General features: G+C 69.0%; 21 protein-coding genes. 8 read left to right on the top strand and 13 right to left on the bottom strand.

What is annotated here, in order from left to right; all coding sequences use genetic code 11:
- The first annotated feature begins 2 nt into the window (after positions 1-2).
- The 3 genes from CQ040_RS04000 (at position 3) to rhaS (ending at position 3,182) form a co-directional block, all read left to right on the top strand.
- Positions 3-1,028 (top strand): ABC transporter permease, encoded by a 1,026-nt coding sequence (locus CQ040_RS04000; RefSeq protein ID WP_105526128.1) that lies wholly within the window; start codon positions 3-5, stop codon positions 1,026-1,028.
- Positions 1,025-2,080, top strand: a complete 1,056-nt coding sequence (locus CQ040_RS03995) for an ABC transporter permease (RefSeq protein ID WP_105526127.1) — start codon at positions 1,025-1,027, stop codon at positions 2,078-2,080. The genes CQ040_RS04000 and CQ040_RS03995 overlap by 4 nt, the downstream gene beginning before the upstream one ends.
- Before the next feature lie 61 nt (positions 2,081-2,141).
- The gene (rhaS, locus tag CQ040_RS03990) at positions 2,142-3,182 is read left to right on the top strand and encodes a rhamnose ABC transporter substrate-binding protein (protein ID WP_105526126.1); all 1,041 of its coding nucleotides are present in this window, start codon (positions 2,142-2,144) and stop codon (positions 3,180-3,182) included.
- A gap of 61 nt (positions 3,183-3,243) precedes the next feature.
- Here the strand turns inward: rhaS and CQ040_RS03985 are convergent, their stop codons facing one another.
- From CQ040_RS03985 to CQ040_RS03945, 9 genes are all read right to left on the bottom strand, one after another.
- The gene (locus tag CQ040_RS03985; protein WP_105526125.1) at positions 3,244-3,966 is read right to left on the bottom strand and encodes a creatininase family protein; all 723 of its coding nucleotides are present in this window, start codon (positions 3,964-3,966) and stop codon (positions 3,244-3,246) included.
- Positions 3,963-4,943, bottom strand: a complete 981-nt coding sequence (locus CQ040_RS03980; protein WP_105526124.1) for an aldo/keto reductase — start codon at positions 4,941-4,943, stop codon at positions 3,963-3,965. The genes CQ040_RS03985 and CQ040_RS03980 overlap by 4 nt, the downstream gene beginning before the upstream one ends.
- 132 nt (positions 4,944-5,075) lie before the next feature.
- A complete protein-coding gene (locus CQ040_RS03975) occupies positions 5,076-5,933 on the bottom strand; it encodes a helix-turn-helix transcriptional regulator (RefSeq protein ID WP_181156953.1) in 858 nt (285 codons plus the stop codon).
- A 114-nt stretch (positions 5,934-6,047) separates the two neighbouring features.
- Entirely contained in the window at positions 6,048-7,289 is a 1,242-nt protein-coding gene (locus tag CQ040_RS03970; RefSeq protein ID WP_105526122.1) for a cytochrome P450, read from the bottom strand.
- Positions 7,290-7,301: 12 nt separating this feature from the next.
- Entirely contained in the window at positions 7,302-8,480 is a 1,179-nt protein-coding gene (locus tag CQ040_RS03965; RefSeq protein WP_105526121.1) for an NAD(P)/FAD-dependent oxidoreductase, read from the bottom strand.
- Positions 8,477-8,698 carry a ferredoxin gene (locus CQ040_RS03960; protein ID WP_258131438.1) on the bottom strand — a complete coding sequence of 74 codons (222 nt, stop codon included), beginning with the start codon at positions 8,696-8,698 and terminating at the stop codon, positions 8,477-8,479. The genes CQ040_RS03965 and CQ040_RS03960 overlap by 4 nt, the downstream gene beginning before the upstream one ends.
- Positions 8,699-8,843: 145 nt before the next feature.
- A complete protein-coding gene (locus CQ040_RS03955; protein ID WP_028501099.1) occupies positions 8,844-9,071 on the bottom strand; it encodes an RNA-binding S4 domain-containing protein in 228 nt (75 codons plus the stop codon).
- Entirely contained in the window at positions 9,068-10,012 is a 945-nt protein-coding gene (locus CQ040_RS03950) for a dihydrodipicolinate synthase family protein (RefSeq protein WP_219844675.1), read from the bottom strand. The genes CQ040_RS03955 and CQ040_RS03950 overlap by 4 nt, the downstream gene beginning before the upstream one ends.
- A gap of 23 nt (positions 10,013-10,035) precedes the next feature.
- Positions 10,036-11,772, bottom strand: coding sequence for an IlvD/Edd family dehydratase (locus CQ040_RS03945; RefSeq protein WP_105526119.1), 1,737 nt, complete (start codon positions 11,770-11,772; stop codon positions 10,036-10,038).
- A gap of 201 nt (positions 11,773-11,973) precedes the next feature.
- On the opposite strand from CQ040_RS03945, the gene CQ040_RS03940 reads away from it, so the two are divergent.
- The 3 genes from CQ040_RS03940 to CQ040_RS03930 all read left to right on the top strand — a co-directional run bounded on the left by CQ040_RS03940 (position 11,974) and on the right by CQ040_RS03930 (position 15,635).
- A complete protein-coding gene (locus CQ040_RS03940; RefSeq protein ID WP_105526118.1) occupies positions 11,974-13,011 on the top strand; it encodes a substrate-binding domain-containing protein in 1,038 nt (345 codons plus the stop codon).
- Between the two features lie 75 nt (positions 13,012-13,086).
- Positions 13,087-14,586, top strand: coding sequence for a sugar ABC transporter ATP-binding protein (locus CQ040_RS03935; protein WP_105526117.1), 1,500 nt, complete (start codon positions 13,087-13,089; stop codon positions 14,584-14,586).
- A 29-nt stretch (positions 14,587-14,615) separates the two neighbouring features.
- On the top strand, positions 14,616-15,635 hold the full coding sequence (locus tag CQ040_RS03930; protein WP_219844674.1) for an ABC transporter permease: 1,020 nt from the start codon (positions 14,616-14,618) through the stop codon (positions 15,633-15,635).
- Positions 15,636-15,685: 50 nt separating this feature from the next.
- Here the strand turns inward: CQ040_RS03930 and CQ040_RS03925 are convergent, their stop codons facing one another.
- From CQ040_RS03925 to CQ040_RS03915, 3 genes are read right to left on the bottom strand one after another with little or no spacing between them, the layout of a single operon-like run.
- Positions 15,686-16,468: a hypothetical protein gene (locus tag CQ040_RS03925; protein WP_105526115.1), complete on the bottom strand. Its 783-nt coding sequence runs from the start codon at positions 16,466-16,468 to the stop codon at positions 15,686-15,688.
- Positions 16,465-17,148, bottom strand: coding sequence for a FadR/GntR family transcriptional regulator (locus CQ040_RS03920; RefSeq protein WP_105526114.1), 684 nt, complete (start codon positions 17,146-17,148; stop codon positions 16,465-16,467). Before CQ040_RS03920 ends, CQ040_RS03925 begins: the two co-directional genes overlap by 4 nt.
- The gene (locus CQ040_RS03915) at positions 17,148-17,957 is read right to left on the bottom strand and encodes an SDR family NAD(P)-dependent oxidoreductase (protein WP_219844673.1); all 810 of its coding nucleotides are present in this window, start codon (positions 17,955-17,957) and stop codon (positions 17,148-17,150) included. The genes CQ040_RS03920 and CQ040_RS03915 overlap by 1 nt, the downstream gene beginning before the upstream one ends.
- Before the next feature lie 113 nt (positions 17,958-18,070).
- On the opposite strand from CQ040_RS03915, the gene dgoD reads away from it, so the two are divergent.
- Together dgoD and CQ040_RS03905 are read left to right on the top strand one after the other, a co-directional pair.
- The gene (dgoD, locus tag CQ040_RS03910; RefSeq protein ID WP_105526112.1) at positions 18,071-19,213 is read left to right on the top strand and encodes a galactonate dehydratase; all 1,143 of its coding nucleotides are present in this window, start codon (positions 18,071-18,073) and stop codon (positions 19,211-19,213) included.
- On the top strand, positions 19,207-19,848 hold the full coding sequence (locus CQ040_RS03905) for a bifunctional 4-hydroxy-2-oxoglutarate aldolase/2-dehydro-3-deoxy-phosphogluconate aldolase (protein ID WP_105526111.1): 642 nt from the start codon (positions 19,207-19,209) through the stop codon (positions 19,846-19,848). Before dgoD ends, CQ040_RS03905 begins: the two co-directional genes overlap by 7 nt.
- A gap of 68 nt (positions 19,849-19,916) precedes the next feature.
- On the opposite strand, the gene CQ040_RS03900 is transcribed toward CQ040_RS03905, so the two are convergent.
- Entirely contained in the window at positions 19,917-20,750 is an 834-nt protein-coding gene (locus tag CQ040_RS03900; RefSeq protein WP_105526110.1) for a hypothetical protein, read from the bottom strand.
- Between the last annotated feature and the right edge of the window lie 15 nt (positions 20,751-20,765).

Genomic DNA, 20,765 nt, shown 5'->3' with positions numbered 1-20,765 from the left:
CCATGACCAGCACCACCCGCATCCCGGTGTCGGGGCTCACCAAGCACATCGGCGCGCTGGGCAAGGCGCGCGAGGTCGGCATCTTGATCGCCCTCGCACTCGTGGTCACGGCTGCGACGGCGAAGAACCCGGCATTCCTGTTCAGCGCCGACGGCTGGCGCGACCTGCTGCTGACCCCGTCGATCCTCGTGCTGGTCGCGATCGGCCAGGCGTTCGTGATCATCACCCGCAACGTCGATCTGTCGGTCGGTTCGGTGATGGGGCTCTCGGCCTACCTGACGGGGCGGATGTTCATCGACTTCCCCGGCATCCCGATTCCGGTGGTGGTGGTGTGCGCGGTGTTGTTCGGCTCCGCCCTCGGTCTGATCAACGGCGCTCTGGTGGCGTTCGCGCGCGTGCCCGCGATGGTGATCACGCTCGGAACGCTGTATGCCTACCGCGGCATAAATGTGATCTGGGCAGGGTCCACCCGCGTCAACGCGTCGGATATGCCGAAGGACTTCCTCGCGATCGGCACGGGGCAGATCCTCACGATCCCGATCCTCGCGATCGTCGCCCTCGTGGTCCTGGCCGCCGCGGCCTGGTACATGCGCAACACTCGCGGCGGACGCGAGTACTACGCGATCGGCTCCGACCCCGCGGCAGCGGAGCTGTACGGTCTTCGGGTCACCCGCCGGGTGCTCACGGCGTTCCTCCTCTCCGGAGCTCTCGCCGGTCTCGCCGGGGTGTTCTACGCCGCCCGCTACGGTTCGGTGAGTTCGCAGGCCGGTGCCGGGTGGGAGCTCGACGCCGTGGGCGCCGCGGTCATCGGCGGCATCGCCATCACCGGCGGCGTCGGCACGGTCTGGGGCGCGGCCATCGGCGCGATGCTCCTGATGACCATCAACCGCGCACTCCCGATCCTCGGCATCCCGGACTTCTGGCAACGCGCCGTCGTCGGCGTGCTCATCATCGGTGCGATCGTGCTGGACCGCTGGCTCGCCGTACGGCAGAGACGGCGACTCATCGAAGCGAGGGACGAGTCATGACCACGGCAACCGCCACCACGAGCAGCAACCGCGTCACGCGGGACTTCGAGAAGCCCCTGTGGCGTCGGGTCCTGGTGAGTCGCGAGACCGGGGTCGTCGCCCTGCTCCTCGTCGTCGTCATCTACTCGATGGTCGCCGTCCGCGGATTCGGGCAGCCGATCACCGTGAACTATCTGCTGCTCGATGTCGCGCCCATCCTCCTCATCGCGCTCCCGATGACGCTGATCATGATCACGGGCGAGATCGATCTCTCCGTCGGGAGCATGGTGGGTCTGGCGAGCGTCGTCACCGGCGCGGGGGTCAACGCAGGGCTCCCGTTCGAGGTCGCTGCCCTGCTCGCGCTGCTGGTCGGAGCGGTCGGAGGCGCCTTCAACGGGTTCCTCGTCACCGTCGTCGGACTCCCCTCCCTCGCCGTCACGATCGGCACGCTCGCCCTGTTCCGCGGCCTCGCCGTCGGGCTTCTCGGCACCACCGCCGTCACGGACTTCCCCGAGGCGTGGAGCGCGCTCGCCAAGGCGAAGATCTCCGGCACGACGATCCCGTACATCATGGTGCCGTTCCTGATCCTGCTCGTGATCTTCGTGATCGTGCTGCAGTTCACCCCGTTCGGTCGCGGCATCTACGCGATCGGCATGTCGAAGGAAGCCGCCCGGTTCTCCGGAGTGCACGTCGAGCGGACCAAGTTCCTCCTCTTCGTGCTCGCCGGCCTGGTCTCGGCGTTCGCCGGTATCTACTACACCCTGCGCTTCGGCAGCGCCCGAGGCGACAACGCCACGGGGCTCGAACTGCAGGTGATCGCGGCCGTCGTCCTCGGCGGAGTGTCGGTCTTCGGCGGCCGGGGGCAGCTCTACGGAGTCGTCGCCGCCGTGCTGCTGATCGGGGTGCTCTCCAGCGCTCTACGTCTCGCGAACGTCACGTCCGACGTCATCAACGTCATCACCGGGGTGCTCCTCGTGCTGTCGGTCGTCGGAGCGAGCGCGCTGACCTGGCTGCAGAGACGTCGACAGCGTCCGAGTCGTCCCCCGCGAACCGCAGCGTCCGCAGCGTCGTGACGATGCTGCGTCCTTCGACCGAGACATCCGCCTCGGTCGCCCGCACGAAAGGAAGAAAACAATGATGTTTGCACGTAAGCGTGTCGCGGCCCTGGCCGCGGTCGCGGTGGCCACGGCCCTCGTCCTCACCGGCTGCGCCGACACCGGCGGCTCGGGTGGCGGTTCGACCGAAGGGTCGGGCGGCAGCGACAACCTGGCGATCACGTTCCTGCCCAAGAGCCTCGGGAACCCGTACTTCGACACGTCGAGCAAGGGCGGCGAGGCAGCCGTCAAGGAGATCGGCGGCACGTTCGCGGAGGTCGGCCCCGCGGAGTCGGGCCCGGACGCGCAGGTGAGCTACATCAACACCGCCACCCAGCAGGGCGTGGGCGCACTCGTCGTCTCGGCGAACGACCCGAAGGCGATCTGCGATGCCCTCGACGAGGCGCGCAGCGCCGGCGTCAAGGTCGTCACGTTCGACTCCGACACCAACCCCGAGTGCCGTGACCTGTTCATCAATCAGGCCACCGCCGACGGCATCGCGAAGGTGCAGGTCGACCTCATCGCCGAGCAGATCGGGGATGCCGGGGAGATCGCGATCGTGTCCTCGACCGCGAACGCGACGAACCAGAACGCCTGGATCGACAAGATGAAGGAGATGCTCGCCGCTGACCACCCGAACATCCAGCTGGTGGATGTCGTGTACGGCGACGACGACGAGCAGATCTCGTTCGACAAGACCGCAGCGCTGCTGCAGTCGCACCCGAACCTGAAGGGCATCGTCTCGCCCACCACGATCGGCATCTCGGCCGCTGCTCGCTACCTCTCCACCTCCGACTACAAGGGCAAGGTGGCCCTGACCGGTCTCGGCACCCCGAACCAGATGCGCGAGTACGTCGAGGACGGCACCGTGACCGCGTTCGCACTGTGGAACCCGGAAGACCTGGGCTACCTGTCGGCATTCGCCGCAGCCGCGCTCATCAAGGGCGACATCACCGGCAAGGAAGGCGACAAGTTCGACGCGGGCGACCTCGGCGAATACACCGTCGGCAAGGACTCGACCGTGCTGCTGGGCGACCCGTACGTGTTCGACAAGGACAACATCGGCGACTTCGACTTCTGAGTCGCATCGACAGAAGGGCCCGACCGGATCATTCCGGTCGGGCCCTTCCGTGTGCCTGAGGTCAGTCGACGGTGGCGAGGCCGGCGATCCAGGAGACCAGGTGGTCGCGGAGCCCGGCTGCGGCGTCGACGTCGAGCCGACGCGGGTCGGGGCCGAACACCCCGTGCAGCGGATGATCCGCCCGGTGGCGGTCCTGGCCGAACGGGTCCTCATCCACAGGGACCGGGAACACCTCGGGGTCGGGGAGCGCCTCGACGTTGACGAGTTCCGGCGCCAGGGCGTAGAGCACCAGCGACTCGAAGCGGCCGGCGTGGTCGGGCGCGACCGGCGGTTCCGGCGCCTGTCCGAGGGTACGGGCCACGGCGCGCAGTGGCGCATCCGTGGCGTTCCACCGGTCAGCGACGCGTGTGATGAGGTCGCGCTGCTCGTCGGCGAAATGACCGCTGAGCAGTACCGCGCGCTGCACGCCGAAGTCGGAGAGGCGGGTCAGGGTCTCCGTCAGCAGTGTCTCGATGGCGACGGGCGAGTCGCTCATGATGGTCCATGGATAGCGGCTGTGCTCGCCCCCGACAGCGTGGTGCACGACCGGCAGCACGATGCCTCCTCCCGCCGCAGCGGCACGCAGACACAGCCCGTACGCCGTCAGGGCGTCGAGCCCGATCGGCAGATGCGGCCCGTGGAACTCGAGCGAGCCGAGCGGGATGTAGACGACGGATGCCGCGGCGAGGCGCTCCTCGATCTGCTGAGGGCTCAGCCGGTCGGCGGCGACGGTCGGGATGCTCATACGTAGAAGTTCCTCTCCCACTCGAAGCCGGCGAGGCGGTCGCGCAGGCCCTCGGCCAGACCTTGCCCGTCCGCGAACGACACGTTGCGGGCGATGCGCTTCTGCGAGGTCATGCCGACGATCGCGGTCGACACCTCCGGGCGATCGAGCACGAAGCGGACGGCAGCCTCGTCGAGGCCGTCGTAATAGGGCTCGGTGACCTTCTTCATCGCGTCGATGCGCTCCAGCGTCTCGGCGAACCGCTCGTCGCGGAACATCGTCTTGAGCACCGAATCGTCGGCCCAGCGGTCGTACGAGTCTGGGGTCCAGGCGCCGCTCAGCGAACCGGAGTCGAGCACCACTCTGGCGATGATCGCCGTCTTCGACGTGGCGGCCGCAGGGAACAGCGCGTGCTCCGGCTTCTGCTCGAAGATGTTGTGGATGACCTGGATCGAGTCGACCAGGCCCGACTCGGCCAGGGCCACACCTTCGTCGGCGCGGTAGTCACGCAGCGAGACGCCGATGCGATCGACCTTGCCCTCCGCCTGAAGCTCGTGCAGGGCGTCGAGCCAGCCCCGGTCGTGCATCCCGCCCGGCATCCAGCAGTGCAGCTGCAGCAGGTCGATCCGTTCGACGCCGAGTCGACGCAGCGACTGCTCCGCCTGTTCGCGGATGTACTCGCGCGGGTACGCGGCGGCGATGTCGGGGTCGTCGACCGAGGGGTGCGGCCACTGCGTGGGCTGGACCTTCGTGGCGACGTACACGCGCTCGCCCTTCCATTCGCGCAGCGAGCGGCCGACGACCTCTTCGCTGTGCCCCGAGCCGTACATCTCGGCGGTGTCGACGAAGTTGATGCCCTGCTCGTAGGCGTCGATCAGCGTGCGCACCGAGGCATCGTCATCGACGGGCCCCCACTGTCCGCCCAGCTGCCATGCGCCGAACGACACTTCGCTGATGTTCCAACCTGTGCGTCCGAAAGGTCGACGGTTCGTGGCCATATGCGGATGCGCTCCTTCACGCTCGGGCGCAGAGACTGCGCGACTCTCTGTCCAAAATACGGAGAACGGGCACGGCGGAGAGGTCGCCGAAGCACCGAAAACATGGACTGGACGAGCAGCAGTCGAGCGGGATCAGGGCCGCAGGGTCGCCTGCGCGAAGCGGCTGGGTGGTACGCCGTACGCTGTGCGGAACGCCCGCGAGAAGTAGAGCGGATCGGGGTAGCCGACCAGCTGGGCGACCTCGCTCACGCGCAGCCCTGTGCTGCGCAGCAGGCTCGCCGCCTCCCGCAACCGCGTGTGCCGGATCCACGACTGCATGGACTCGCCGGTGTGCCGGGTGAACAGCCTCTGCGCCGTCGTCTCGCTGCACCTTGCGGCCTCGGCGACCCTCGCGACCGTGAGCGGGTCGGCGATGTGGTGACGGATGAACGTCATCATCAGCTCGAGCGCTCCGGGCAGGTTCGTCTGCTGCGAGTGCGCATCGGCCCATGAGGTGTTCTCCAGCAGGATCAGCCGACCCAGCGCGCGGAAGTACTCCTCGTCGAAGGCGCCTTCGCCCAGTCGCTCGATCGCGATCGTGCCGAACTCCGTGATGCGCCGCGCTGCGCCGTTCTGCATCGTCGAGAGTCCTGCCCGGAATGCAGACGGGTCGCCGCTGCGGGCTCGGTCGTCGAGTAACGGGTCGCCGGGGAGATGGGCGACCCGAGGCACAACCGGCGCGGAGCGGTCGTACCGGGGAACGATGTGCAGCGTGCCGATGTGGAACGGGCCGCGACGGTGGGCGCGATACTCGACGTGATGCCGCCAGGGCAGCCGGATCACGTGCTGCGCATCGACCGAGAAACGCTGGCCGTCTGCGTGGATCTCGCCGGCTCCGCTGATGATCCAGATGAACGACATGCTCATCACATGCGGGTTCACGATGCGCTCGCCGGAGGTGAAGCGGTACCAGTTCGCCCCCACGACGACCGGGTCTTCAGCGGATTCCATCGCTGCCTCCCTGATCATCCGGCGAACCATGCCTCGTGCGTCGCACGGGCGGAGCGGTCATGCTCCTTCGATGATGGCAGTCCGCGAGGTGCCGCGACGAGCACGTTCCGCCGGCTACCCGCGCCCGTCGAGGCGAACGCTCACGGTTCCGGCCTCGTACACCGCGACCGGATGCGCGAACGGCTGCGGGGTGAGCTGCTCGGCCTCGACGAGCGTGAGGTCGGGGAAGCTCTCCACGAGGGCGGTGATCGCCTCGCGGATCTCCACCCGAGCCACCTGTTGACCGATGCAGCCGTGGATGCCGTAGCCGAAGCCGAGATGCCCGAAAGCGTCGCGGGTGACGTCGAACTCCTCCGGCCGCTCCCACCGAGCGGGGTCGCGGTTGGCGGCGACCGGAGACACCGCGACCGACGTGCCGGCGGCAACCGGGATCCCCTCGATCACGACGTCCTCCGTCGCGGTCCGGGCGAACAGCGTCACGAACATCGCCCCGACGCGCATGAACTCCTCCACGGCGGCACGGATCTTCTCGGGATCGTCGCGGAGCACGGCCAACTGTGCGGGGTCGGTGAGCAGGGCGACGGATGCCGTGGCGATGAGGTAGGCGACCGAGTCGCGGCCGGCGCCCATCAGCAGTCGGAGCAGTCCCTCGATCTCGACCCGGTCGAGGTCGGCGTTGCCCAGCAGGTCGGTGATGACGTCTTCGCCAGGGGTCTCCCGACGCTCCTCGAGGAGTGCCCGGATGAAGTCGTACTTCTGCTGCGCGGTCGACTCCTCGACGAACAGCTCGACGAAACGGGGGTAGTGGTGGTCGGGGATACCGATCACGTGGCAGTGCGTGCGCGCCGAGATGGGCTGCGCGTAGTCGCGCCACAGGTCGACGACCGGTCCCTTCGCCTTCAGCTGCTCGATCTGCTCGGCGATCATCTCGCGGATCCACGGTTCGCGTCCGCGTGCCTGGCGCACCGAGAAGCGTCCGGTGACGGCGCGGCGCAGCTTCGAATGCTCTTCGCCGTCGAGGTTCAACAGGTTGAGGTCGTCGGAGCGCTGCCCGGATTCGTCGAGCGCGCCGGCGGCTTCCAGTGGCACGGCCGCGCTTTCCGCGTCGCCGCCGTGAGCGGAGTCACCCGGGCCGACCGGCATCCGTCCCGGCCGCATGCTGAACCGAGGGTCTTGCAGCACGCTGATCGCGGCCTCGTAGTGGGTGGCGACCAGGCCCTCGTGTCCGTCCTGGAAGTCCAGAGCGACGAGGGCGCCCTGATCCCGCCATTCCGCGAGCTGCGGCGAGGGTGTGAGCGGGGTGCCGTCACCGGGGAGCGAGCGGGCGTGGAAAGGGCACTGGGCGGGGATCGTCATCGACCGACTCCTTCAGGGTTGCGAGATGAGGGTGGGAAGGGAGCGGAGAACCGCGGCGCGAGCGGTGCGGAAGTCGCGCGGGGAGGCGTTCCAGCCGACCACGCCGTGTACGCGACCATGGTCGTCGCGGCTGCCGTACACGGTGCCGCGCGCCCCGGCATCCGCTGTCAGCTCCACGAAGGGACGCCGGGGATCGAACCAGCCGTACGCATGGATGCGGGTGTGGTGGATCTCGGACCAGAACAGCGGGACAGGGCGCGCGGCCGGCGTGCCGTTGGCGAGGCGCATGGCGACCGCGACAGCCTGCTCGATCGCATTGCTCTGGTGCTCGACCCTTACATGTCGTCCGGTCTCGGGGTCGGCCCAGGCGGCGACGTCGCCGACAGCCGAGATCCCCGGTGCGGCGATGCCGTCGCTGTCGCACGCGATCCCGTCGGCGACGGACAGCCCGGACGAGGCGAGCCATCCGGTGCGGGGCGTACCGCCGATCATGGCGACGGCGAGATCGACGCGGTGCACCGTGCCGTCGCCGAGGGTGATCTCGGACCCCCCGTCGGGCAGCGGCATGGAAGAGGCGATGTCGGTGCTCAGGGCGAGCTCGACGCCGTTGTCCTCATGGAGTCGGGCGAGTTCATCCGTGAGCTGCGTGCCGACGCCCCCGAACCCGAGAGAGCCCGAGCGCCCGATCAGCAGCGTCTCGGCATCGTGTGCACGGGCAGCGCTGGCGATCTCCGACCCGAGGATGCCGGTGCCGACGACCGCGATGCGCGCGGCGGTGCGGACGCGGTCGCGCAGGCGCAGCGCGTCATCCATCGTCCGCAGCGTCGGCGCCCACGGCAGGAGCGGATGCTGGCGGGGTTCTGTGCCCGTCGCGATGATGAGCTCGTCGAAAGGCACGGCGCCCTGCGTGGTCTGCACGGTGCGCGCATCGAGGTCGAGCCCGGTCGCGGTGCATCCGGTGCGTACCTGGACCTCGAGGTCGTCGAGTTCCGCTGTCGTGCGGATCGCTGCCTGCTCGGCCTCCCAGTCGCCCAGCAGGATCTGCTTCGACAGCGGTGGGCGGGTGTACGGGAGGTGCGACTCGTCGCCCAGGATGAGGATCTCGCCGTCGAAGCCTTCTTGGCGCAGCGTCTCGGATGCGGTCAATCCGCCGATCGACGCCCCGACGACGACGACCCTCGGAGGGATCATCGCGAGGCCACGGTGATCGCGCGGGCAGGGCACAGGCGGGCTGCGCGCACGGCGGCATCGCGCTGCGCGCCCTCGGGGTCGGCGTCGAGGAGCACGACGATGCCGTCGTCGTCCTGATCGAACACGTCGGGTGCGACCAGGGCGCACTGACCGGCACCGACGCAGGCGTCTGATTGGACCACAATGCTCATCGGTACTCCTCTGTACGCTCGGGGCAATACGGTCGATTCAAGTCGCTGAAGCCCGTGATTCCTATGCTCAGCGCCGTCAGAACATGGACTGGACGGTCACTCGTGCCCCCACGCCCATGGCGCGCTCGGAGTCGCGACTCGAAGGCCGCGTGGTGTCAGAGGAGGTGAGGCGTCAGGGGCGGACGCGAACCGTGCGCCCCTCGAACGACACCAGGTCGCCGTCGTGCAGCTGGCGTCCGCGGCGGCGGTCGACCTCGTCGTTGACGGTCACGTATCCGTCGATGATGACCTCTTTGGCGTTGCCGCCCGAGTCGAGGAGGCCGGCGAACTTCAGGAACTGTCCGAGGCGGATCACCTCGCCGCCGATGGAGATGTCGTCGATCGGATCGGTGTTCGTCATCCTTGAATGCTAATCGCCTTCGAGGTAGGCCGGAGGAGATCGTCGAATGCGGCGAGGAAGCGGGTGATCATCTCGTGCTCCTCGGCATCGAGCTCGCGGGCGGGAGCGCGACAGGTCGCGGTGGGCAGGATGCCGCGGCGCGCGGAGATCTCCTTCTCGGCCGCGATGATCAGCTCGACCGACTGCATCCAGTAGGAGATGTAGGGGAGGAGCCGCGCGTGGATGGCGGCCGCCTGCTCCTGGTCGCCCCGACTCCAGGCCTGCCAGATGGCGAGGTAGATCTCGGGGAACGATGAGCCGGGCTGCACGCCGACGGCCCCACGGCGCAGGGCGTCGATGAGCTGCACCCCCGCGTAGCCGACGACGCACGAGAGCGCGGGCGCCGCTTCGCGAAGGGCCGAGATGAGCTGCCCTGGCGGGACGGATTCGACCTTGACCTGCGCGAGGTTCGGGTTCGCCGCTGCCAGCTCGGCGATGATCGATGCGTCCAGTGCCGTGCCGGTCTGCGCCGGTGCGTACTGGAGGATCGCGGGGGTCGAGCCGATCGCGTCGAGCACGGCGCGGATGTGCGTGCGCACGGCGACACCGCTCGGCCCCTGGGCGTGAGGGGGGAGGATGTTGATCATGTCGGCGCCCTGCTCGACGGCCCGGCGCGCACGCTCCACCGCGACCACTGTGGCGTGGTCGGGCACCGAGACCACCACGACGATGCCGTGCCGGTGCGCCTCGTCGAGGAGTGCTGCGGTGAGCTCATCGCGCTCGAGGTCGGTCAGCTTGTAGAACTCGCTCGCGAAGCCGGGATACATCACGCTCTGCACGCCCGCATCGGCGAGGGATCGCACGAGGCCGCGGAACGCCGCCACGTCGATGTGCCCCTCGGCGGTGAACGGTGTCTCCACGACGGGGCAGACGCCGTGGATGCGGATGGGGGTGCTGGGCACGGGGATCGACTCCTTGGGTGAGGTCAGAACGGGCTGCGTGCGGGCTCGTCGCCGCTGGAGCCGACGAGGAAGTCGAGGTCGACGCCCTGATCGGCCTGCAGCACGTGGTCGGTGTAGAGCCGGGTCCAGCCGCGTGTGCTCGCGACCACCGGTGCCGGCAGCTCGGCACGCCGCCGATCGAGTTCGGCGTGGTCGACGAGCATGTCGAGCGATCTCGCTGCGACGTCCAGCCGCACGAGGTCTCCGGTGCGGATCAGCGCGAGCGGGCCGCCGGCTGCCGACTCGGGCGCGACGTGCAGCACGCACGCGCCGTAGGCCGTGCCGCTCATGCGCGCATCCGAGATCCGCACGAGATCACGCACTCCCTGGTCGAGCAGCTTCTTCGGGAGGGGAAGGTTGCCGACCTCGGGCATGCCGGGGTAGCCGCGGGGGCCGCAGCCGCGCACGACGAGCACGGTGTCGGCGGTGACGTCGAGGTCGGGGTCTCCCGCCACGGCGAGGTAGGACTCGAGGTCGTCGAAGACGAGGGCAGGGCCCGTGTGGTCGAGAAGGTGCGGCTCGGCGGCGCTCACCTTGATCACGGCGCCGTCGGGGGCGAGGTTGCCCCGCAGCACGGCGGTGCCCGATCCCGCGGGCTGCGCCGGGTTCGACAGCGGACGGATGACCTCGGGGTCGTCATTGCGGGCTGAGGCGACGTTCTCGCCCAGAGTCCGACCCGTCACCGAGGGGGCGCCGGTGTGGAGCAGGTCGCCCAGCTCCTTCATCAACGCGGGGACTCCGCCGGCGTACGCGAACTCCTCCATCAGGAATCGCCCGCTCGGCATCAGGTCGACCAGCAGCGGGATGGCACGGCTGAACTCGTCGATGTCGTCGAGCGAGAGCGGCACTCCGAGTCGTCCGGCGATGGCCAGCAGGTGCAGCACGGCGTTCGTCGATCCACCGCAGGCGGCGTTCACGACGAGGGCGTTCTCGATCGCCTCCCGGGTCATGATCGTCGAGGGACGCAGGCCTTCGAGTGCGAGTTCGACGGCACGGGCTCCGGTGTCCTCGGCGAGGACGAGCCGACGCGAGTCGACGGCGGGAAGGGCGGCTCCACCCGGCAGCTGCATCCCCAGCGCCTCGGTGATGCTCGCCATCGTCGAGGCCGTGCCCATGGTCATGCAGTGGCCGGCCGAGCGATTCAGGCAGCTCTCGAACTCGGTGAACTCCTCCTGCGTCACCTCCCCGGCACGCAGCGCCTCGGTCATCCGCCAGATGTCGGTGCCGCTGCCGACCGGGCGTCCGCGGAACCGGCCGTTCAGCATCGGGCCGCCGGTCAGGACGATCGAGGGGATGTCGACGCTCGCGAGCGCCATCAGGGCTGCCGGGGTCGTCTTGTCGCAGCCGGTGAGGACCACGACGGCGTCGAGGGGGTTCGCGCGGCAGAGCTCTTCGAGCTCCATCGCCATCATGTTGCGGTAGATCATCGACGAGGGGCGCATGAACGGTTCGCCGAGGGAGAGGACGGGAAACTCGAGTGCCGTGCCGCCGGCCTGCTGGATGCCGCGGCGGGCGGCGTCGGCGAGCCCCTTCAGGTGGATGTTGCAGGGCGTGAGCTCGGACCACGTGTTCGCGATGCCGATGACAGGGCGACCGTCGAACTGTCGTCCGGAGAGCCCGGACTGGCGGAGGTGATGGCGGGCGATGAAGCCGTTCTTGCCGCTCTCGCCCAGCCAGGCGCGAGAGCGCAGGGGGCTGCGTCCGACGTTCTCGGCGCTCATGCTGTGTCTCGTCTCGGCCGCACGTCGTTCTCCATCGATCGATGCCGGGGTGCTGGCGTCTGCCTGGCACCATCTCGAATCTCGAATACGCAACATTCGTTGCGTTGTCGTTGATTAGGCATATTATATGTTTACCCGCCCGAGAGCGGATCACATCCCTCGGCACAGTCGCCGGAGTATCGAAGAAGATAAGGATCGCTGATGAAGCAGCATGCAGCTCGCCCCACTTGGTTCCGGCTCGCCGCCGTCGGGGTCACGGCACTCACCATCGCGGCACTCGCCGCCTGTTCCTCCGGCCAGGAGACAGCTGGACCCGCAGAATCGGGCGGCACGAAGGACGGCACTCTCACGATCGCCCTGTTGCAGAAGCAGGGCGACCAGCAGTACTTCATCGACGAAGCCACCGGCGCGAAGGACGCGGCGAAGGACGCCGGCGACGTCACGGTCAACGTCGTCGATCTCGGCACCGATGCCAACAAGGCCATCTCCGAGGTCGAGGCCGCGATCGCACAGCAGGTCGACGGCATCATCATCGTCGTCCCCGACGGCAAGATCGGCCCGCAGGTGATCCAGCTCGCGAACGAGGCCGGCATCCCGATCATGGCGGCCGACGACCCGATCGAGGACGCTGCCGGGGTCGCCGCCGCGTTCACCGGGTTCGACGGCACATCGATGGGCGAGAAGGTCGGCGCCGAAGCCGCGCGTCTGTACCAGGAGGCCGGATGGACGGCCGCCGACACCCGCATCCTCTCGGCCTACCGTCAGGACCAGCCGAACTGCGTCGAGCGCGTCGAGGGTGCCGCGTCCGCCTTCGCCGACGCCGTCCCCGACGGTCCGGAGGTCATCGACATCGGCACCGACAACTCGGCCACCGACGCCCAGGACAAGGCCGGAGCCGTGATCACGGCGAACGCCGGCGTCAAGCACTGGGTCGTCTGGGGCTGCAACGACGAGAACGAGACCGGCGTCGTGACGGCGCTGCAGAACTCGGGCGTCGCATCCACCGACATCGCCGGCGTCGGACTCGGCGCCTACCTGACCTGCAAGGACTGGAACGCCGGACAGGAGACCGGCAACAAGTCGGCGCTGTTCATCTCCGGCGTCGAGGTCGGCAAGGCTGCCGTCGGCTCGATGATCGCGCTGCTGCGCGACGGCACCGAGCTTCCTCCCAAGACGGTCGCGAACACGGAGATCGTCGACGCGAGCAACTGGGAGGCGAAGGGCGTGGTCTGCACCTGATCGTCTGAACACGTGGGGGCGATCCGACGGGTCGCCCCCACGTCATGACCGTGACGACAGAAAGGTGATGAGGAAGTGTCGGAAGAGTCGATCGTTTTGCAGGCCGTGGGTGTCGCGAAGAACTTCGGCGTCGTGCGGGCCCTCCGCGGCGTCGAGCTGGAACTGCGCGCGGGTGAGGTCACCGCGCTGATGGGCGAGAACGGGGCGGGCAAGTCGACCCTCCTCAAGATCCTCAACGGGGATTACCGCCCCGATGAGGGCGAGCTGCGCATCGACGGGGAAGCCGTGCACTTCTCGGATCCGGCCGATGCGCGTGCTGCCGGTCTGCGCGTCATCGCGCAGGAACCGGAGATCATTCCCTGGGTGTCGGTCGCCGAGAACATCTACGTCGGAGCTCTCGGCGGTCTCGCGTATCGTCGTGGCGACGTGCTGAAGCGGGCGCGCGAAGAGCTGACCCGCTGGGGCTTCCATCGTGTGATCAAGGCGGAGACGCTCGGATCGGAGCTCTCGCCGGCACAGCGGCAGATCGTGGAGATCATGCGCGCGGTGATCACCCGCCCGAAGATCATGTGCTTCGACGAACCCACATCCTCCCTCGGTGACGAGGAGGTGTCGCTGCTGTTCGCGCTGATCAAGAAGCTGCAGAGCGAGGGCGTCGCGATCGCCTACGTCTCGCACCGGATGGGCGAGATCTTCCAGCTCGCCGACCGGATCACCGTCCTTCGTGACGGCGCGTTCGTCGGCACGAAGCTGGTCGGCGAGACCGACCACGACGAACTCGTGCGGATGATGGTGGGGCGCGACCTCACCCAGTTCTTCCACCGCGAGCCCGCAGCCCTCGGCGATGTCGTCCTCGAACTCGCCGGTGTCTCCAACCAGTACGTCAGCGACATCTCCCTCACCGTCCGTGCGGGCGAGGTGGTGGGCATCGCGGGGCTGGTCGGTGCGGGGCGCAGCGAGCTGATGAAGACGATCGCGGGCGACTTCGCCGTGCAGGCGGGCGAGATCCGCGTACAGGGCAAGCGCCGTCGCATCCGCCAGCCCGCCGACAGCATCAGGGCCGGCATCGGATTCGCGCCGGAAGAGCGCAAGGCCGAGGCCCTGCTGCTCGAACGTTCGGTGCGGGACAACGCGGCGCTCGTCGTGCTCCGCCAACTCTCGCGCTGGATCTTCGTGAAGGATCGCGCCGAGCGCGCCCTCGCGCAGGAGTACGTGGACGCGCTCCGCATCCGCACACCCTCCACCGACCAGCTCGTCGGGAAGCTCTCCGGCGGCAACCAGCAGAAGGTGGTGCTGGCGCGCTGGCTGGCGACCAAGCCCAAGCTGCTCCTCCTCGACGAGCCCACCCGTGGCATCGACGTCGGAGCGAAGTCCGAGATCTACGCGATCATCGACCGCCTCGCCCACGAGGGCGTCGCCGTGATCGTCGTCTCCAGCGAGCTCCCCGAGATTCTGGGCGTCTCCGACCGCATCTATGTCATGGCGGGTGGGCGCATCAGTGGCGAGCTGTCGCGCACCGAGGCCACCGAAGAGAACATCCTGGCGCTCGCGATGGACGAAGAGGCCGCCGCATGAGCATCGATTCCCGAAAGGAAACATCGACCGTGACCACCACCGCCGCGAACACCACATCCGTGGAGACGCAGCCCCTCTCACCGGTCCGGCGCGTCATCGCCGCGATCGGCGTGCAGAACCTCTCCCTCATCCTCGCGATCGCCGCCGTCGTCGCGATCATCGGCATCCAGAACCCGTTGTTCTTCGGGGTGCAGAACCTCAAGGTCATCGGCACCGCGATCTCGATCATGGGTCTGCTCGCCGTGGTGCAGACCATCGTGATCATCCTCGGTGCGCTCGACATCTCGGTCGGGTCGATCGCCGGTCTCACCTCCGTCACCTCGGCGATGATCTTCACTGTCGCAGGGCCCGCGATCGGGGTGGTCGGCGCCGTCGCCATCGGCGTGCTCTGCGGTCTGATCAACGGTTGCATCATCGTGTTCGGCCGGGTGAACCCGGTGATCGCGACCCTGGCGACGCTCGCGGCCTTCAAGGGGATCTCGCAGCTGCTCTCCGACGGACGCGCACAGGGTTACACAGGCGCCGACCCGTTCTTCATCTTCCTGGCGCGAGGGGCGATCATCGGCATCCCGACCCTCATCTGGGTGCTCGTGATCGTCGCGGTGCTCGCGCACATCGTGCTGCGGTACACCTCGATCGGCCGGAACATCTACGCGGTCGGCGGCAACAACATCGCCTCCCGCCTGGCCGGCATCAACATCAACCGCTACATCATCGGCGTCTACATGGTCACCGGCGCGATCGCCGCGGTCGCCGGCATCCTGATCACCGCGCGCACGGGCTCAGGGCAGCCGATCTCCGGCTCCGAGGGACTCGAGCTGCAGGCCATCACGGCCGCAGCGCTCGGTGGCGCCGCGCTGAAGGGCGGCAAGGGAACCATCGCCGGGACGATCCTCGCGGTCGTGCTCCTCGGTGTGCTGACCAACGGCATGACCCTGCTCGGGGTGAACACGTTCTGGCAGAACGTCGCCCAGGGCGCACTGCTCGTGATCGCGGTCGTGATCCAACAGCTCCGCTCCGGCGAGCGGCGCATCGGCATCCCCGGATGATGCGCGTGGTGCGGGGCGGCGAGTCCGCTCCGCACCACGGCTTCGGGAGATCAGCCGATCTCCTCCAGATGCAGCCACCAGGAGAGCGGCCGATCGGGGCCGACAGTCGGCGCCGAGCCCACCTCGACGGCATCGGCGAGAGAGTCGTACGGCGTCAACGCCGGCTCGATCGCGATCACCGGCCCGGAGGCGAACGCGCCGGGGTCGATCCAGAGGGCGACGCAGGGGAGGGACTCGGCGTCCCAGCTGACGCGCAGACCGGTTCCGTTGGGTCGCCGCAGCACGACGCGATCGATCGGGGCGGTCGACCACCACTTCGCTCCGGCGAGCGAGTCGAGGAGCGCTGCGGGGTCGTTGTCCGCCTCGAGGACCCGCGTCACGTGCTTCGGGTAGACGCGCCGCCAGGGAGCCGCCGTACCGAGTTCGATGGTCGTGCCCGGGGTCCAGATGAACTGCGGATGCGCGGCCCACTGCACCGGGCGCACCTCGTCGGACGTGAGGGAATACTCGAGGCGCACACCCGTGGAGTCGTGGTGGATGCTTCGGCGAAGCGTCATCCCGTCGATCTCGACCGCGTGAGATCCGCTGTCGCCCGACCAGCGCCGGTTCCACGCCTCGCCGTGATCGCCCCACTCCTCGAAGCCGGTGCCTCGCGGGACGCGGCAGGCGTCGATGGTCGGCAGCATCTCGTCCCAACCGCCCAGCGAGGTGGCGGTGAAATCCGTGGGTGTGCGCTCGCCGATCGGCTGGTGCAGCCACTCCTCGACGCCGCGCAGGCTGTTCGCTCTCGCGCCGTCCGCCAGGTCGATGGCGCCGAACGAGAGTGCGGTCACAGAGAGTCTTCGTAGGAGCGGACGATGAGGTCACCGGCGGTGCGGGCGGCCTGTTCGGCATCGCCCGCGGCGACGGCTGCGGCGAGCTCGCAGTGCAGATCGACGGCGACGGCCGAGATGCCGTGACTCGCGACCACCTGGATGCGGTCGTCGAGTGCCGCGCCGACCAGCGAGAGGAGTTCGGCGATCAGGGGGTTGCCCGCCGCTTCGAACAGGGTCGCGTGGAAGTCGACATCCGCGGCCGTGAAGGCGTCGACGTCTTCCGGCTCGAGCGCATCGCGCATCCGCTGCGAGGCGGCGACGAGACGTTCGGCGGTCGGCTCATCCCGGCGAAGCGCCGCAAGCCGAGCGGCCGTCGGCTCCACAGCCGATCGCAGCTCCAGCAGGTCCTGCCTGGCATCCTTGGCGTCTGGCCCGGAGAGACGCCAGCGGAGCACGTCGACGTCGAGGGCGTGCCAGGAGTCGTCGGCGAGCACGCGTGTGCCGACGTTCTGTCGAGCGACGATGAGCCCCTTCGCCTCGAGCACGCGCATGGTCTCCCTGACCACCGTGCGCGACACCCCGTACTGCTCGCCGAGCTCATCGAGCGGCAGCTGCGCGCCGGGGGCGATCTCGTGGTGCACGATGCGGCGGCCGAGGTCGTCGACGAGCACGCCGTGCAGCCCACGCCGGGCGGCCATCACGCGAACCTCGCGCTGTAGGCGCCGTCGACGGCCCAGTCGGCCCCGTTGACGTAGGACGCGGCTCTCGAGAGCAGGAAGCACACGACGGCGGCGATCTCCGACGGCTGCGCCGGACGCCCGGTCGGCTGGACCGCGAGCGTTGCGGCGAGCTCTTCCGGACGCTCGGCGAAGTGGGTCTCGGAGAGTGGGGTCCAGACGAGTCCGGGGGAGACGGCGTTCACGCGGACGCCCCGGCCCGCGACGTCGAGGGCGAGCGAGCGGGTGAACCCCAGCTGCCCCGCCTTGGCCGCAGCGTAGGGGAACATCCCCGCCATCGTCATCTTGGAGTGGATGCTGGAGATCGACACGATGGATCCGTGCTCGGCGGCGAGCATGGCCGGAAGGACAGCCCGCGCACACAACCAGGACGCCTTCAGGTCGAGGTCGAAGAAGTCGTCCCATTCGGCGACGCTCATGGTCGTGGGATCGCTGTAGGCGTTGCGGCCGGCGTTGTTCACGAGACCGCTCGGTGCGCCGAGGGCCGTCGTCGCCTCCTCCACCCAGCGGGCGACCGCGGCTTCGTCTGTCACGTCGGCGACGGCGCCGTGCACGTCGAGGCCGTCTGCGGCGAGGGCGGCGACCGCGGCTTCGACGCGTGCGGGGTCGAGGTCGCAGAACGACACGGCCGCTCCCTGCTCACGCGCGGTGCGGACCACGGCGTTGCCGATCCCCTGGGCGCCCCCGGTGACGAGGATCACTTCTCCTCGGAGAAGGTCGGCACCGCTCATGCCGCCGCCCCCTTCTCGGGAAGGTGCCGCTGTCGTCATGCTCAACCCTCTGCTTCCTCGCATCGCCGACACCCGTCGGTGTGCATACTATGATAATAGTATTATCTAGCGTCGATCGCCCGGCGCCGGAGACATCTCAGCGAGGGAGCCGGATGCGCATCAGTCGGATCGAGACGTTCAGCGTGGCCCCGCGCTGGCAGTTCCTTCGCATGGAGACCGACGACGGAGTGGTCGGTTGGGGCGAGCCTATCGTGGAGGGAAGCGCCGACGTCGTGGCTGCGGCGGTCGATTCCCTGTCCGAGATCCTGATCGGTTCCGACCCGACCCGCATCGAAGATCTGTGGCAGACGATGACCCGCGGCGGCTTCTACCGCGGCGGTCCTGAGCGCTCCTCCGCCATCTCCGGCATCGACCAGGCGCTGTGGGACATCCGCGGCAAAGCGCTGGGCGTGCCGGTGTACGACCTGCTCGGCGGGCCGGTCCGCGACCGGATCAGGGCCTACGTGTGGGTCGGCGGAGACGATCCGGCCGAGGTCGCCGAACAGGCGGCCGCCCGCGCCGCCGAGGGCTACACCGCCGTCAAGATGAATGCCTCCGGTCGGATGCGCCACCTCGAGTCGCACGCCTCGGTGCAGGGCGTGGTCGACCGTGTCGAGTCGGCCACGGCGGCCATGGACGGTGGCGATGTCGCGATCGACGCACACGGTCGGTGGTCGGTCAGCGTCGCCAAGACCATGTGCCGGGCGCTCGAGGCCAACGTCGCACCGCTGTTCCTCGAAGAGCCGCTCGTCCCGGAACTGACCTACCGCCTCGACGAGCTGTGCGGCGGCACGTCGGTGGCGATCGCGACCGGAGAGCGCCTGTATTCGCGGTGGGACTTCCGGTCGGCGCTCGAAGCCGGTATCGCGCTCGCGCAGCCCGATGTCTCGCACGCCGGTGGCATCTCCGAGACCCGACGCATCGCCGCGCTCGCCGAGCTGCACGGAGTGGGGCTCGCACCGCACTCTCCGCTCGGACCGATCGCCCTGGCCGCCTGCCTCCAGGTCGATATCGCCAGCCCGAACGCGGTGCTGCAGGAATCCAGTCTCGGCGTCCACTACAACGAGGGCGCCGACCTGCTCGACTACCTCATCGACCCCGAACCGCTCACGGTGAGGGACGGCTGGTTCGAGCGTCCGACGCGTCCGGGCCTGGGCATCGAGGTCGATGAGGCCGCCGTGCGCAGGGCTGCCGGTGTGGGACTCTGGCGCTCGCCGTTGTGGCGTCACGACGACGGGAGCTTCGCCGAATGGTGACCAGACTCGAACCCGGCGAAGGCGTCCGCAGCACCCGGATCGTGGCGATCGTGCGCGACCGCACCGGGGTGCACCTCCGCGCGGCGTGCGACACACTCCTCGAAGCCGGGGTGTCCGTGCTCGAGGTGACGACCAACACCCCCGGTGCCGCAGGGGTCGTGGCTGACCTCATCGCTGCGGGCGCGACCGAGGTGGGCATGGGAACGGTGCGCACCGTCGAGCACGTGCGTCTGGCCGCCGACGCGGGAGCATCCTTCATCGTCACCCCCACGGTCTCGCTGCCGGTCGGTCTCGCCGCGGCGGAAGCGGGTCTGCGTTGGTACCCCGGCGCTGCCACCCCGACCGAGATCGAGACAGCGTGGACCGCCGGCGCCACGGCCGTGAAGGTCTTCCCGGCCGGCGTCCTCGGGGGTGTGCGCTTCATCCGCGAGGTGCGCGCGCCGCTCGACGACATCCCGCTGATCCCCACAGGGGGCGTCAGGATCGACGACATCGCCGACTACCTGGCCACAGGTGCGCTCGCCGTGGGGATGGGGTCGCCGCTGCTCGGTGATGCCGTCGCGAGCGGTGACCTCGGAGGTCTCCGGGTACGAGCCGAGGCAGCGCTCGCCGCGGTGCGCGAGGCCACGGCCTGAACGACGACAGCACCCCCGGCGAAACGAGGGTGCTGTTCATCTGCCCGGCCAGGCCGGCTCCGCTCGGATCAGTCGATGTCGGTTCCGACGACCGCGAAGTCGGCGCTGAAGTCGATGTCGATCGACCGGTTGTCCGTCGTGAGGACCGATGCGTCGTAGGGGCTCACGTCGTCGCCGTCCACATCGAGGTCGGTGATCATGCCCTCAGCCTCGGCGAGTGCCGCGGACACCAGTGCGCGGATCGTCTGGTCGTCGAGGGTGAGCGCAGGACCGGTGTCATCGCCGTCGGCCACATCGGTCGAGATGACGGATGCCGCGAGGCTGCTGTCGACCCGGACCTCGGTCTCGTCGCCGGCGGAGGTCGTCAGCTGCACCTCCCACGTGCCGTCGCGCTTGGCGTCGATCGAGGTGACCTCGCCGTCGGCGGCTCCGCGTGCGGCTGTCGCGATCTTGATCAGCTCGTCGGCGGATGCGCTGCCGATGCCGGTCACGGGTCCGCGATCGTTCGAGGCGGCGTTCCCGCGGTCGTCGCTGTCGTCGCTGCGGTCGTCTCCGCGCTGACCCTGGTCGTCTGCGTCGTCGTGGCGGGGGCTGTCGGACATCGAGGAGCGGTCGTCGTCGCCGAACTCGTCGCCGATCGCCGCACCGACGGCGATGCCGCCACCTGCGAGGACCACGGCCGCCGCGATGCCACCGCCGATGAGGAGAGCACGCTTGCGTCCGGGCTTAGGCGCGGATGTCGCGGGAGCGGGCGCGGGAATGGGTTCGGCGGCGGGGAACGTCGGGTGCTGCCCGGAACCAGCTGCCGTGGCTGCCGCATCCGGAGTCGGGGTCACCGGCACGGTCTGCGCATCCGGGGTGCTCTCGGGCGTCTGGTCGGGAGTGGGTGTCTTGTCGTTCATGTCTCGATGCTCTCC

It is taken from the genome of Microbacterium sp. MYb54, from assembly GCF_002979515.1.
Taxonomy (GTDB): domain Bacteria; phylum Actinomycetota; class Actinomycetes; order Actinomycetales; family Microbacteriaceae; genus Microbacterium.
This window is presented reverse-complemented; position numbering and strand designations above follow the sequence as displayed.